General features: G+C 74.9%; 12 protein-coding genes. 8 read left to right on the top strand and 4 right to left on the bottom strand.

Going from position 1 to position 12,392, the window contains the following annotated elements; genetic code table 11:
* Positions 1 to 28 precede the first annotated feature (28 nt).
* Both ACI78Z_RS20275 and sigE read right to left on the bottom strand, forming a co-directional pair.
* Positions 29 to 622: an anti-sigma factor family protein gene (locus tag ACI78Z_RS20275; RefSeq protein ID WP_457038338.1), complete on the bottom strand. Its 594-nt coding sequence runs from the start codon at positions 620 to 622 to the stop codon at positions 29 to 31.
* Positions 619 to 1,209 (bottom strand): RNA polymerase sigma factor SigE, encoded by a 591-nt coding sequence (gene sigE / locus ACI78Z_RS20270; RefSeq protein WP_457038337.1) that lies wholly within the window; start codon positions 1,207 to 1,209, stop codon positions 619 to 621. Before sigE ends, ACI78Z_RS20275 begins: the two co-directional genes overlap by 4 nt.
* A 349-nt stretch (positions 1,210 to 1,558) precedes the next feature.
* On the opposite strand from sigE, the gene ACI78Z_RS20265 reads away from it, so the two are divergent.
* On the top strand, positions 1,559 to 2,203 hold the full coding sequence (locus ACI78Z_RS20265; protein WP_457038336.1) for an O-methyltransferase: 645 nt from the start codon (positions 1,559 to 1,561) through the stop codon (positions 2,201 to 2,203).
* On the opposite strand, the gene ACI78Z_RS20260 is transcribed toward ACI78Z_RS20265, so the two are convergent.
* Both ACI78Z_RS20260 and glgC read right to left on the bottom strand, forming a co-directional pair.
* Positions 2,200 to 2,754 (bottom strand): 2'-5' RNA ligase family protein, encoded by a 555-nt coding sequence (locus ACI78Z_RS20260; RefSeq protein ID WP_457038335.1) that lies wholly within the window; start codon positions 2,752 to 2,754, stop codon positions 2,200 to 2,202. The two genes, ACI78Z_RS20265 and ACI78Z_RS20260, sit on opposite strands and share 4 nt — an antisense overlap.
* 21 nt (positions 2,755 to 2,775) lie before the next feature.
* Positions 2,776 to 3,996, bottom strand: coding sequence for a glucose-1-phosphate adenylyltransferase (gene glgC / locus ACI78Z_RS20255; RefSeq protein WP_457038334.1), 1,221 nt, complete (start codon positions 3,994 to 3,996; stop codon positions 2,776 to 2,778).
* Between the two features lie 122 nt (positions 3,997 to 4,118).
* On the opposite strand from glgC, the gene glgA reads away from it, so the two are divergent.
* From glgA to ACI78Z_RS20220, 7 genes are all read left to right on the top strand, one after another.
* Entirely contained in the window at positions 4,119 to 5,291 is a 1,173-nt protein-coding gene (glgA, locus tag ACI78Z_RS20250; RefSeq protein WP_457038333.1) for a glycogen synthase, read from the top strand.
* 141 nt (positions 5,292 to 5,432) lie between these two features.
* Positions 5,433 to 6,476 carry a hypothetical protein gene (locus ACI78Z_RS20245; protein WP_457038332.1) on the top strand — a complete coding sequence of 348 codons (1,044 nt, stop codon included), beginning with the start codon at positions 5,433 to 5,435 and terminating at the stop codon, positions 6,474 to 6,476.
* 54 nt (positions 6,477 to 6,530) lie between these two features.
* The gene (locus ACI78Z_RS20240; protein ID WP_457038331.1) at positions 6,531 to 7,271 is read left to right on the top strand and encodes an ANTAR domain-containing protein; all 741 of its coding nucleotides are present in this window, start codon (positions 6,531 to 6,533) and stop codon (positions 7,269 to 7,271) included.
* Between the two features lie 195 nt (positions 7,272 to 7,466).
* Positions 7,467 to 7,871 (top strand): response regulator, encoded by a 405-nt coding sequence (locus tag ACI78Z_RS20235; protein WP_457038330.1) that lies wholly within the window; start codon positions 7,467 to 7,469, stop codon positions 7,869 to 7,871.
* Between the two features lie 220 nt (positions 7,872 to 8,091).
* The gene (locus ACI78Z_RS20230) at positions 8,092 to 8,757 is read left to right on the top strand and encodes a response regulator transcription factor (RefSeq protein WP_457038329.1); all 666 of its coding nucleotides are present in this window, start codon (positions 8,092 to 8,094) and stop codon (positions 8,755 to 8,757) included.
* A complete protein-coding gene (locus ACI78Z_RS20225) occupies positions 8,747 to 10,087 on the top strand; it encodes a sensor histidine kinase (RefSeq protein ID WP_457038328.1) in 1,341 nt (446 codons plus the stop codon). The genes ACI78Z_RS20230 and ACI78Z_RS20225 overlap by 11 nt, the downstream gene beginning before the upstream one ends.
* Before the next feature lie 135 nt (positions 10,088 to 10,222).
* A complete protein-coding gene (locus tag ACI78Z_RS20220) occupies positions 10,223 to 12,217 on the top strand; it encodes a multicopper oxidase domain-containing protein (protein WP_457038327.1) in 1,995 nt (664 codons plus the stop codon).
* The last annotated feature ends 175 nt before the right edge of the window (positions 12,218 to 12,392 follow it).

Here is a 12,392-nt window from a genome sequence, read left to right as displayed (position 1 = left end):
TCTCCCGACGGGCTGTCGGCGCGGCTGGTCAGGGCGTCCCGCCCGGACTCGCGGAGGAGGGCTGGACGGCGGTGCCGACGGTCGTGGTCCGCACCACCGGCGGGACGATCTCGGTGCGCTCCTCGAGCGTGGCCCCGGCCACGGGGTCCGGTGACCGGCGGACTCCGTCGGAGTTGTCCGCGGGGAGGTTCAGCGCCAGGGCGGTCACGCCCAGGCCGAGGACGCCGAGCGCCCCGATGAAGCCGCGGCGCAGCCAGCGGGCGTGACCGGGCCGGTCGCCGCCGACGGGGGACGGGTCCAGCGGCACCGACCAGGAGCCGGTGGCACCGCTGACGGTGAGCTGGCCGGGACCGGCGCTGAGCGCGCCAAGCCCGCCGCCGGCACCGGGGACGTCCGCGGTGAACGGGATGGCGCGCAGTCGGGACAGCAGGTCGCCCGGGACGGCGACGTCGGACGAGGCGTGCAGCGCCTCCTTGGCCTCCCGCTGCGCCTGCACCGCCATGCGGCACTGGGCGCACCCGGTCAGGTGGCGGGCCGCGCGGGCGGCGGGGCCGCCGGCCAGCTCACCGTCGACGAGGGCCGCGATGGCCTCCTGGGCCAGGTGGCTCTCCGGGATGTTCACCCCGCGCTCCCCTCCGCGACGGCGTCCTGGCTGGGCGCCGGCCGGCCCGGGGCCAGGTGCGCGAGCGCCTCGCGCAGCTGGACCCGGCCGCGGTGGATGCGGCTGCGCACCGTGCCGAGCTTGATGCCCAGGGTCGCCGCGATCTCCTCGTAGGTCAGCCCCTCGATGTCGCAGAGGACGACGGCGACGCGGAACTCCGGCGAGAGCGCGTCGAGCGCGGCCTGCACCTGCGGGTCGAGGTGGGTGTCGGTGTAGACCTGCTCGGGGCTGGGCGCCGTCCCGGGCAGCCGCTCGGTGTCCTCGGGCAGCGCGTCGAAGCGGATCCGCTGCCGGCGCCGCACCATGTCCAGGAAGAGGTTCGTGGTGATGCGGTGCAGCCAGCCCTCGAAGGTGCCGGGCGAGAAGTCGGCGAGGGAGCGGAAGACCCGGACGAAGGTCTCCTGGGTCAGGTCCTCGGCGTCCTGCGGGTTGCCCGAGAGCCGGTAGGCCAGCCGGTACACGCGCGCGGAGTGGTCCCGCACGACCTGCTCCCAGGTCGGGGCGATCCACGCCTCGGTCGCGGGAGCGGGATCGGCGGCGTCGGGCACGGTCCCAGGATCGCAGACCGGAGCCGTCGTCGACCCCCCGACGTCGGCGGGTCGGGCAGGGGCGGCTCTCTCGGGGCGCACGACAGGTCCAACGGGCCGGGATCGGGGCGGTGTTCCCGTTCACAGGGAGCTCACAGCTGCGCGGCCGGCCGGGCGCGGCCGGCCCCGGCCACTACCCTCGGCCGGTGATGAGCGCCGCGACGACGACAGGCGAGCGAGCATCGCAGCGGGAGGCCCGGAGCCGAGCGCGAGTGCGCATGGGCGCGAGCGCCGGCGGACGAGGAGCGGAGCGGCTGCTGCGGCGACTGACGGCGTCGAGCGAGGAACGGGACGAGCCCGGAGTCGAGCGGTGACCGCCGCGGCACCGGGGAGGGACGGGGCGGCCTACGCCGACCGGTTCGCGGCCGAGACGCCCGCGCTGCTCTCGGCCCGGTCCCGTGTGGCGGGGCTGGCCGGCGCGCCACCGGTGACGCCGGCGGAGGGCGCCACCCTCGCCGTCCTGGCGGCCGGGGCCGCGGCCCGCACGGTGGTCTCCATCGGCAGCGGCGGCGGCATCGCCGGGCTGTGGCTGCTGGAGGGCATGCGCCCCGACGGCGTCCTCACCGTGCTGGACAGCGACGCCGAGGCGCTCCGCGCCACCCGCCGGGCCTTCGCCGAGGCCGGCCACCCGCCGGGCCGCACCCGGATGATCTTCGGGACGACCGGCGAGGTCCTCCCCCGCCTCTCGCCGGGCGCCTACGACATGGTCGTGTGCGCCGGCGCGCCCACCCAGTACGCCGCCCACCTGGGCGCGCTGCTCGAGCTGGTCCGGATCGGCGGGACGGTGGTGTGCCACGGGCTCCTGGACGGCGACCGGATCACCGACCCCCGCGCCCGCGACGACCAGACGACGGCCTGGCGGGACGTCGCCCGCACCGTCCGCGAGCACGAGGACCTGACCGCCGCCGTCCTCCCGATCGGGGCCGGCCTGCTCGTCGCCACCCGCCGCGGCTAGCCGAACGCGTACTCGGCGACCGGCGCCCAGGGCCCGCCGAGGTAGCGCCACAGGCCGAGGCCGCGCGCCCCGACCCGGTGCGGGACGAACTCCGCCGCCAGCCGGTCCCGCAGCGCGCGGGCGACCGCGGGCTCGACCTTGTTCTGCACCGTCACGTGCGGCGCGTGCCGCTGCCGGTCCTGCGGGGTCAGCCACGGCTCCCAGGTCGCGGCCAGCCCCGCGCGCAGCGCGGTCAGCTCCGGGGCGTCCAGCGTGTAGGCCACCCCGCGGCCGAGCAGCCGCAGCCCGGTGACGGCGACGTCGAAGCGCTGCCGGCGGGCCGCGCCGGCGAGGTCGGCGGCCACCGCGTCGACCCGTTCCCCCGGCAGGGCGTGGAACAGCGTGACGTGCGCAGCCAGGTGGTTGCGCTCGACCGGGAAGTGCGCCGCCCGCAGCCGGTCCAACCGCTCCTGGGCCCCGGGGTCCAGGAGCAGCGTGACGACCAGTGGCGACGTGCTGGAACGGCCCTCGTGCAGGGACCCGGGCCGAGCGGAGCGAGGGTCGGGGGGCACGAGGGTCCTCACAGCGGCCGTTCAGCGATGGGCTCGCGCGCCCTTGCCGAGGACGGTCACGCCCCCCGGGCTGACGTGGTACCGCTCGCGGTCGGCGGCCAGGTCGACGCCGATGCGCGTCCAGTCGGGGACGACGACGTTCTTGTCGAGGATGGCCCGGCGGACGTAGGCGCCCTCGCCGACGTAGACGCCGTCCATCAGCACGCTGTCCTCGACCCGCGCCCCGCGTTCGACGCGCACCCCGGGCGAGACGACCGAGTTGTGCACCGAGCCACCGCCGATGATCGCGCCGGCGCTGACCATCGACTCCTCGGCCCGCCCGCCGAGCACGAACTTCGCCGGGGGCTGCTGCGGTGGCAGGGTGAGGATCGGCCACCGGTCGTTGTAGAGGTTGAAGATCGGCGTGACCGACACCAGGTCCATGTGCGCGTCGAAGTAGGAGTCCAGCGTCCCGACGTCGCGCCAGTAGCCGTGGTCGCGCTCGGTGGCGCCGGGGACGACGTTGGTGGAGAAGTCGTAGACCCAGGCGTCCCCGGCGTCGGCGAGCATCGGCATGATCGAGCCGCCCATGTCGTGCACCGAGTGCTCGTCCTCGGCGTCCTTGCGCAGGGCCTCCAGCAGCGCGTCGGTGGTGAAGACGTAGTTGCCCATGGAGGCGAAGCTCTCCTCGGGCGAGTCCGGCAGCCCGGGCGGGTCGGCCGGCTTCTCGAGGAAGCCCCGCACGCGACCGTCGGCGTCGGAGTCGATGACACCGAACCCGGTCGCGTCGGCCCGCGGCACCCGCAGCCCGGCGATGGTGACCCCGGCGCCGGTCCGCAGGTGCTGGTCGATCATCTGCGCCGGGTCCATCCGGTACACGTGGTCGGCACCGAAGACGACGACGATGTCCGGACGCGCGTCGTAGATGAGGTTGAGGCTCTGGAAGATCGCGTCGGCGCTGCCCGTGTACCAGCGCGGGCCGAGGCGCTGCTGCGCGGGCACCGGGGTGATGTAGTTGCCGAGCATCTGCGACAGCCGCCACGTCGTGGTGATGTGCCGGTCGAGGCTGTGGCTCTTGTACTGGGTGAGCACCGCGATCTGCCGGATGTCGGCGTTCACCAGGTTGGACAGGACGAAGTCGATGAGCCGGTAGTTGCCCCCGAAGGGCACAGCGGGCTTCGCCCGGTCCTGTGTCAGGGGGGCCAACCGCTTGCCCTCCCCACCGGCCAGGACGATGCCGAGAACCCGAGGACCGCCACGCATGGGGTGGAACGTATCCGCTGTTCGGTGCGGGCGCTCCACTCCCGTGCGCGCCGGCCCCGTCCAGGGCACCGCCGCGAGCCTGCGAGGGGCGGGGAGGACGGGGTCCTTCTAGGGTGAGCTCCGTGCGGATCGGCATGGTGACCCGGGAGTGGCCGCCGGACGTCTACGGCGGCGCAGGTGTGCACGTGGAGCACCTCGCGGCGGCGCTGCGCGCGCTGCCCGACGGTCCCGACCTCGACGTCCACTGCTTCGGCGGGCCGCGCCCGGACGCGACCGGGCACGCCGTCCCCGCGGGGCTGCAGGGTGCCAACGGCGCGCTGCAGGCGCTCGGCGTGGACGTCGAGATCGCCGGGGCGCTGGCCGGCGCCGACCTGGTGCACAGCCACACCTGGTACGCCAACGGCGCGGGCCTGTTCGCCTCGCTGGTGCACGGCACCCCTCACGTGGTGACGGCGCACTCGCTGGAGCCGCGCCGGCCGTGGAAGGCCGACCAGCTCGGCGGGGGCTACCGGCTGTCGTCCTGGGTGGAGCGCACCGCCTACCTCGCCGCCGACGGCGTGATCGCGGTCAGCCACGGCATGCGCGCCGACGTGCTCGACGCCTACCCCGACCTCGACCCGGCCCGCGTGCACGTCGTCGGCAACGGGGTGGACGCCGACGCCTACCGCCCGGTGCGCGACCCCGACGTCGTCCGCTCGCTCGGCGTGGACCCCGACCGGCCCTACGCGCTGTTCGTCGGCCGGATCACCCGGCAGAAGGGCGTCGTCCACCTGCTGGAGGCGGCCGAGCAGCTGCCCACCGACGCCGGGCTGGTGCTGTGCGCCGGCGCCGCCGACACCCCGGCCGAGCGGCAGCAGGTCGCCGATGCGGTGGCCGAGCTGCAGTCCCGGCGGGACGGCGTGGTGTGGATCGAGGCGATGCTGCCGCGCGAGCAGCTGGTGCCGCTGATCACCGGCGCGACGGTGTTCGTCGTGCCCTCGGTGTACGAGCCGCTGGGCATCGTCAACCTGGAGGCCGCCGCGTGCGGCACCGCCGTCGTGGCCAGCGCCGTCGGCGGTATCCCCGAGGTGGTCGCCGACGGCGAGACGGGCCTGCTGGTCCCCTACGACCCCGACGACGTCGCCGCCTTCGCGTCCGGCCTGGCCGCACGGACCACCGAACTGCTGCACGATCCGGACCGGGCCGCCCGCATGGGCGCCGCGGGCCGCGAGCGGGTGCTGGCGGAGTTCGGCTGGCCCGCGATCGCCAAGCAGACCGTGGAGGTCTACACGGCCGTCCTCGCCGGCCGGGGCTGACGAAGGACCCCCTGCCCCCCGCCACTCGCAAGCTCGCGACGGGCCCCTGCAGGGGGCCAAGGGCATCCCGCGATGATCGGGCGCCGACGAGCCACCGGGTCCCGTCGGGAGGGAAGACCGCTGTCGCAGGCCGTCGCGCCGGTGGTGCAGGTCGGGCTGGTCGCCGCGCCGGGGACGCCGGCCGAGCTCGCCGGCTGGCTGGCCGGGGAACTCGGCGGTGCGCTCGCCGCGTCCCACCCGGAGGTGCGCTGGGCGGTCCGGGCGGTCGAGGACGGGCTGGTGCAGCCCCCGGCCGACGACGGCGAGATCGTCTCGGCCACCCGCCAGCGGCTGCTCGCCGAGGACTGGGACCTGGCCGTGGCGCTCACCGACGTCCCGCTGGAGGTCGACCGGCGCCCGGTGGTCGGCTCGGCGAGTCCCGTGCACGGCGTCGCGCTGCTGTCGCTGCCGGCGCTCGGCGCGGTCGGGCTGCGCAAGCGGGTGCTGCAGGCCGCGCTCGGGCTGGTGCGCACCCTGCTGGGCACCCCGGAGGGCGGCGACGCCGGCGACCGCGCGGCGATGGGACGGCGGCTGCGCGAGCTGGCCACCGACCCGGCCGACGCGACCGCCGGCGTGGCCTTCACCGCCCGCGTGCTGACCGGCAACCTGCCGCTGCTGCTCGGCATGGTGCGGGCCAACCGGCCGTGGCGGCTCGCGGTGCGGCTGTCCCGGGCGCTCACCGCGGCGATCGCGGCCGGCGTGTTCGCCCTCATCACCAGCGACATCTGGCGGCTGGCCGACACCTCCGGCTGGCCGCGCCTCACGGTCATCGCCGTCGGCTCGGTGCTCGCCATCGTGGTGACCCTCGTCGTCGGCGCGGAGCTGTGGGAGCGGCCGCGGTCCCGCCGGGTGCGCAAGCAGGTGCTGCTGTTCAACGTGGCGACCACCGCCACCGTCGTCATCGGCGTCCTCGTGCTGTACGCGGTGCTGTTCGTGCTGGCGTTCGCCGGGGCGCTGCTCCTGGTGGTCGGGGCACTGTTCGCCGACGGCCTGGGCCACCCGGTGCACCTGTCGGACTACCTCGAGCTGGCCTGGCTCACCTGCTCGCTGGCGACGGTGGGCGGTGCGCTCGGTGCCGGGTTGGAGTCCGACGACGCGGTGCGGGAGGCCGCCTACACCTACCGGTCGGAACAGCCGGCGCACTGAACCGGCGCACTCCCCCCGGAACCCCCGTTACCGGGCATGCCGGATGATCGGACCGTGTCGTCGATCGCCATGCGGTTCCGCGCCGCGCTGGAGGACGTCCGCGAGCCCGAGCTCGCCGACCCCGCGCTGCTCCCCGTGCACCTGGCGCGCGCCTGTGCCCGGACGCTCGGGGTGGTCGGCGCGGGGCTGAGCGTGGGCGGTGACCCGGGGGGCCGGGTCCCGCTGGGAGGGAGCTCCGGGACCGCCGACCTGGCCGAGCGGCTGCAGTTCACCGCCGGGGACGGCCCCTGCGAGTCCGCCCAGCGGGACCAGGAGCCGGTGTTCGCCGCGTCCGCGGACCTGCACCGCCGCTGGCCGGCGTTCGCCCGGATGCTGGCCCAACGGACGCCCTACCGCGCCGTTGTCGCCCTGCCGATCGGCGAGACGCTGGCCGGCCCGGGGGCCCTGGACCTGTTCTTCACCGACGAGACGGCGGTGCCCGACCTCGACGTCTTCGAGGCCATGGCCGTGGGCGACCTGGCCTGCGCGGCGCTCGGTGACGCCGCCGTGTGGGCGCCGTGGTCCCCGGAGGGTGGGCCGGCCTGGCTGCACGGCCCGGCCGCCCAGCGCCGCGGGCTGGTGTGGACCGCGATCGGCCGGGTCGCGATGGCGCGGCACGTGGGCGCCCCCGAGGCCCTGGACGTGCTGCGCGCCGCGGCCCGGGCGACCGGCCGGACGGTCGACGACCTCGCCGACGACGTCACCGCGGGCCGGCTCGACCCCGCCACCCTCTCCTCGCGGGCTCCGCTGAACTGACCGTGGAGCTCACGCTGGGTCATCGACCGGTTCCACGCGGCCCCCGAGGTTGGGGGTCGGCGCCCCCCGGTGTCGGGCTGTCCGCTGCGGGCAGCCCTGGGCACACTGACCAGGCGCCGCGGGGGCGGCGCCGCAGCTGCGCACCGGCCGCGGGAGATGACCGCGACGGAGCGGAGGGGGGGAGGGAGACGGGGCGTGATCACGGTCCTGCTCGCGGACGACCATGCGTTCGTCCGGGACTCCCTGGTGGAACTGCTGAGCGCCAGCGGTGACCTCACCGTGGTGGCCGAGTGCGAGGACGGCGCCCAGGTGGTCGACGCCGCCCGGCGCACCCGGCCCGACGTCGTCCTGCTCGACCTGGCCATGCCGCGGGTCACCGGCCTGCAGGCGGCCCGCGAGCTGCTGGCCGACCGCCCCGAGTCGCGCGTCGTCGTCCTGACCGGGTCGCTGACGCCGGCACTGGTGCGCGAGGCCCGCGAGATCGGCGTCGTGGGGTACCTCCTCAAGGGCGAGGACCCCGGCGCGCTGCCCGACCACGTGCGGGCCGTGGCCGCCGGCGGGACCGCCTGGAGCGACGCCGCCACCGCGGCGACGTCCTGACCTCACCCCTCTGGGTGAACGAGCCGACACGGAACGCCACGGAGATCATCACGCTGAGTCGTGACTCGCTTGCGCGTGACCTGGGCCACTCGGGACCTTGGTCCCAAGGGGTGTAACGGCCCTGGTCAGACGCCCGGAAGTCCGGTCCCATGATCGCGCTCCCCCGCACCGGCGGGCCGGGGCACGGGATGACACGGGGGTTCCCATGACGCTTGCCCAGATGGAGCGGCCGACCGACCTGGCGCGCGTGCTGGTGGTCGACGACCACCGCACCTTCGCCGAACTCCTCTCGGGGGCGCTGACCTCCGCGGGGATGGACTCCGTCGGCACCGCCCACTCCGCGGCGCAGGCCGTCGCGATGGCCCAGGACCTGCAGCCCGACATCGTCGTCATGGACATCGAGATGCCCCGCCAGGACGGACTGGCGGCCACCCGCCGGATCCGCGAGGTCGCGCCGAACGCCGTCGTCGCCGTGGTCACCGCACACCGCGACCCCGACTGGGTGGTCCGGGCCGCGCAGGCCGGCGCCTCGGCGTTCATCCCCAAGGACGGCTCGCTGGCGGAGATGATCGACGTCCTGTCCCGCGTGCAGCCCGGGCAGATGCTCGTCGCCCCCTCCACGTTCGCCGCCGGCGCGCCCCGCTCCTCCGCCGCGGCCGGCAGCCAGGGCGCCGTGCCGCAGCTGACCCGGCGCGAGCAGGAGGTGCTCGACTGCCTCGGCCGCGGGATGCAGGTCAAGGCGATCGCCCGGATCCTCGGCATCACGCTGGAGACCTGCCGCGGCTACGTGAAGTCGCTGCACGCCAAGCTCGGCGTCCGTTCCCAGCTCGAGGCCGTCGTCAAGGCCCAGCAGCTCGGGCTGCTCGGCGCCGCGGATGAACACTGAGCTCTCCGGCCCCTCCTCCTCCCCGGGGCTGACGCCGGCCCGGCGCCCCACCGCCTGGGGCCGCGAGCTGGCCGCCTTCTGCGCCGTCGCGCTGCTGGTCCTGCTCGCCGTGTCGGCGGGCACGGTGTGGCTCAGCGAGCGCATCGCGCGGGCCAACGCCCTGGAGGAGGTCGAGCGGACCGCGGAGCGGCTGGGCCGGTTCCTGGTCGCCCCGGCGCTCGAGGCGGCGCCGGCCGAGGGACCGGATCGGTTCGCGGAGCTCAACCGGGCGGCCGCGAGCCGGATGAGTGACGGGTCGGTCACCCGCATGGTGGTCTGGCGGCCGAGCGGCGAGGTCGTCTGGGCCACCGAGCGCAGGATCGTCGGCCGGACCCTCGACGTCTCCGACGGCCTGCTGACCGCTGCCGGTGGCGGGACGGTGTCCTCCGTCGACGAGGCGCCGGAGACGACTGCCGACGGCGCGGCGCAGACGCTGCTCGAGGTCTACGTCCCCCTCGAGGCGCGGGGTGAGGACCTCGTCTTCGAGGCGTACTTCTCCTACGAGGGCATCGCCGGCCAGGCGGCCCGGCTGCGCGGGCAGATCATCCCGATGGCCATCGGGGCGCTCGTCGTCCTGCAGCTCGTCCAGGTGCCGATCGCGACCTCGCTGGCCCGCCGCGTGCGCCGCCAGGAGGCGGAGCGGACGGCGCTGGTGCAGCGCAACGCCGAGGCCTCGGAGCGGGAGCGGCGGGCGATCGCCGCCGACGTCCACGACGGACCGGTGCAGGACCTCGCCGGGGTCAGCTACGCGCTGTCCGCCCTGCGCGGCAGCCTGCCCGAGGAACGGCAGCCGACCGTCGACAAGCTGGTCGGGGCCGTCCGGCACGCCGTCCAGTCACTGCGCCGGCTGATGGTGGACATCTACCCGCCCGACCTCAGCGGGCCGGGCCTGGGCGTGGCGATCGCCGACAGCGCCGAGCCCCTGCGCGCCGCGGGCATCGAGGTGCTCATGGACGCCGCCCCTCTGCCGGAGATGACGCCGGACGCCGCGGCGGTGCTCTACCGCACCGCCAAGGAGGCCCTCGCCAACGTCGCCACCCACGCGCAGGCCAAGCGGACCTGGATCACCCTCGAGGAGACCGGTCTGCGCGGCGGGCCGGCGGTGCGCCTGGAGATCGCCGACGACGGCGTCGGGTTCCCCGCGTCCACCGACAAGCGCGCCGAGGGGCACCTCGGGCTGTCCCTGCTGCGCGACCGGGTCGTCGACCTCGGCGGGACGGTCACCCTGGGTGAGCGGCTCGGCGGTGGCGCTCTCCTGACCGCCGTGGTGCCACTGCACCACGCACAGTGACGCCACGAGCGGCTGACCTGCACGGACCCCCCAAATGCGGGATCCCCCCGCCCCCCTCCTCACGGCTGTGACGAGGGGGGCGGACGCGGGAGTCTTCATTCACCGATCACCAGCGGTAAGTGAGGAGCACTCCCGATGGACACGCCCAGCCTGAACCGTCGCGACGTCCTCAAGGTGTCGCTGGTCGGGACCGCGGCCATGGCCCTGCCCTATCAGGCCGTCCTCTCGGCCAAGAGCGCCTCGGAACTCGACGCGAAGAAGATGCCCCGGCCCTACGTCGCAGCCTTCACCGCGCCGCCGGTGCTGGCGCCGTACCGGACCGACGAGCGGCCCGGCAACAGCTACGGCACCGTGCCGGGGACGACGACGCCGGTCACCGGCGGGGAGTACGTCGGCAGCGACTACTACAAGATCGAGCAGCGGCCGGCGCAGGTCGAGTTCATCAAGGGCATCAAGACGACCGTGTGGGGCTACAACGGCCTGGTCCCCGGTCCCACCGTCCGCGTGTACCAGAACGGCATGAACACCCGCCGGGTCGTCATGCAGCAGGTCAACCGGCTGCCGGCCAAGCACCCGACGCTGGGCTACGTCCCCTGGACCTCGACCCACCTGCACGGCTCGCCCTCCAAGCCGCAGTTCGACGGCTACGCCGGCGACCTGACGAACCCGGGCGAGTGGAAGAACTACATGTACCCGAACAACTGCACGCCGCGGACGCTCTGGTACCACGACCACGGCGTGCACCACACCGCCCAGAACGTGTACATGGGCCTGGCCGCGCAGTACCACTGCGTCGACGAGGGGCTCGAGCGCGAGCTGGGCATCCCCCGCTACGACCGGGCCAAGGTCGGGACCGCCCGTCCGCAGTACGAGTTCCCGCTGATCATCAGCGACGTCATGTTCGCCCGGAACGGCCAGCTGATGTGGGACGACGACGGGGAGTCCGGCGTCTACGGCGACGTCATCCTGGTCAACGGCGTGCCGTGGCCGACGATGAAGGTCGAGCCCCGCAAGTACCGCTTCCGCGTGCTCAACGGCTCACTGGCGCGCGGCTACACGCTCAAGCTCAGCAACGGCAAGCCGTTCACCGTCATCGCCACCGACGGCGGCTTCATGCCCAGGCCGCAGACGGTCACCACGCTGACGATCGGCATGGCCGAGCGCTACGAGATCATCATCGACTTCGCCGACCTCAAGGGCACGAGGGTCCAGCTGCTCAACGGCGGCGTGAAGAACGCCCGCGACTACGACCACACCGGCAAGGTCATGCAGTTCGAGGTCGGGACGACGGTCACCAGCACCGACGGCAACAGCATCCCGAGCACGCTCGGCCCGGTGCACCCGACCATGGCGCTGGACCCCGCCGCGGCGGTCGCGACCCGGCGCATGCGGCTGGACCGCACCAACGGGCTGTGGGTCATCAACGGCGAGACCTGGGACGACGTCGTGCGGTCGAAGTACGAGCACGTCTTCGCCAACGTCGAGCCGAACAGCACCGAGATCTGGGAGGTCGAGAACTCCTCCGGCGGCTGGTTCCACCCGCTGCACGTGCACCTGGTCGACTTCCAGGTGCTCAGCCGCAACGGCCGGCCGCCGCGGCCGGAGGAGCAGGGCCCCAAGGACGTCGTCTACGTCGGCGAGGGCGAGGTCGTCCGGCTGCTCATGCGCTTCGACCACGAGGAGGGGCGGTACATGATCCACTGCCACAACCTCTCCCACGAGGACCACGACATGATGACCCAGTACCAGGTGGGTCACCACGACATCGACTGCGACTCGATCAACACCGCGCCGCCCAAGGGCGGGGACCCCGACGACATGCAGGACGCCCTGGAGGAGGCGGCCGAGGAGGCTGCCGAGCTGGCCGAGGAGGTCGTCGAGACGACGCCGCCGCCGGCCGGCACCGACACCACGACCGACACGGGCGCCACGACCGGGACGGGCACGACGGGTACCGGCACGGGCACCGGCACCGCGACGACGTCCGCCGCCCCGACGTCCACCCCGCCGGCTGCGCCCACCACGTCGACCACCGCGTCGACCACCGCGCCCCGCCGCTCGTCCACCACGCCGACCCCGACCCCGGCGCCGGTGACCAGCACGACCCCCGTCCGGCGGCGGTCGCGGTGACCGCCGTCGCCGACGCCCCGGCCGCAACCCGGGTCGCCCAGCGGGCACGGGGGGGGGGGGGGGGGGGGGGGGGGGGGGGGGGGGGGGGGGGGGGGGGGGGGGGGGGGGGGGGGGGGGGGGGGGGGGGGGGGGGCGGGCGTGCGACGCGGCAGCTCTGCGGTGGGTGTGTTGTTTT

The organism is Geodermatophilus sp. SYSU D01176 (genome assembly GCF_054050015.1).
The sequence above is the reverse complement of the archived record's forward strand: the minus strand, read 5'-3'. Positions and strand labels throughout refer to the sequence as shown.

Bases quoted from the DNA above. Each gene is read 5' to 3' on its own strand.
- ACI78Z_RS20225 (WP_457038328.1), top strand. From the start codon at position 8,747: ATGAACACTGAGCTCTCCGGCCCCTCCTCCTCCCCGGGGCTGACGCCG.
- ACI78Z_RS20230 (WP_457038329.1), top strand. From the start codon at position 8,092: ATGGAGCGGCCGACCGACCTGGCGCGCGTGCTGGTGGTCGACGACCAC.
- glgC (WP_457038334.1), bottom strand. From the start codon at position 3,996: ATGCGTGGCGGTCCTCGGGTTCTCGGCATCGTCCTGGCCGGTGGGGAG.
- ACI78Z_RS20220 (WP_457038327.1), top strand. From the start codon at position 10,223: ATGGACACGCCCAGCCTGAACCGTCGCGACGTCCTCAAGGTGTCGCTG.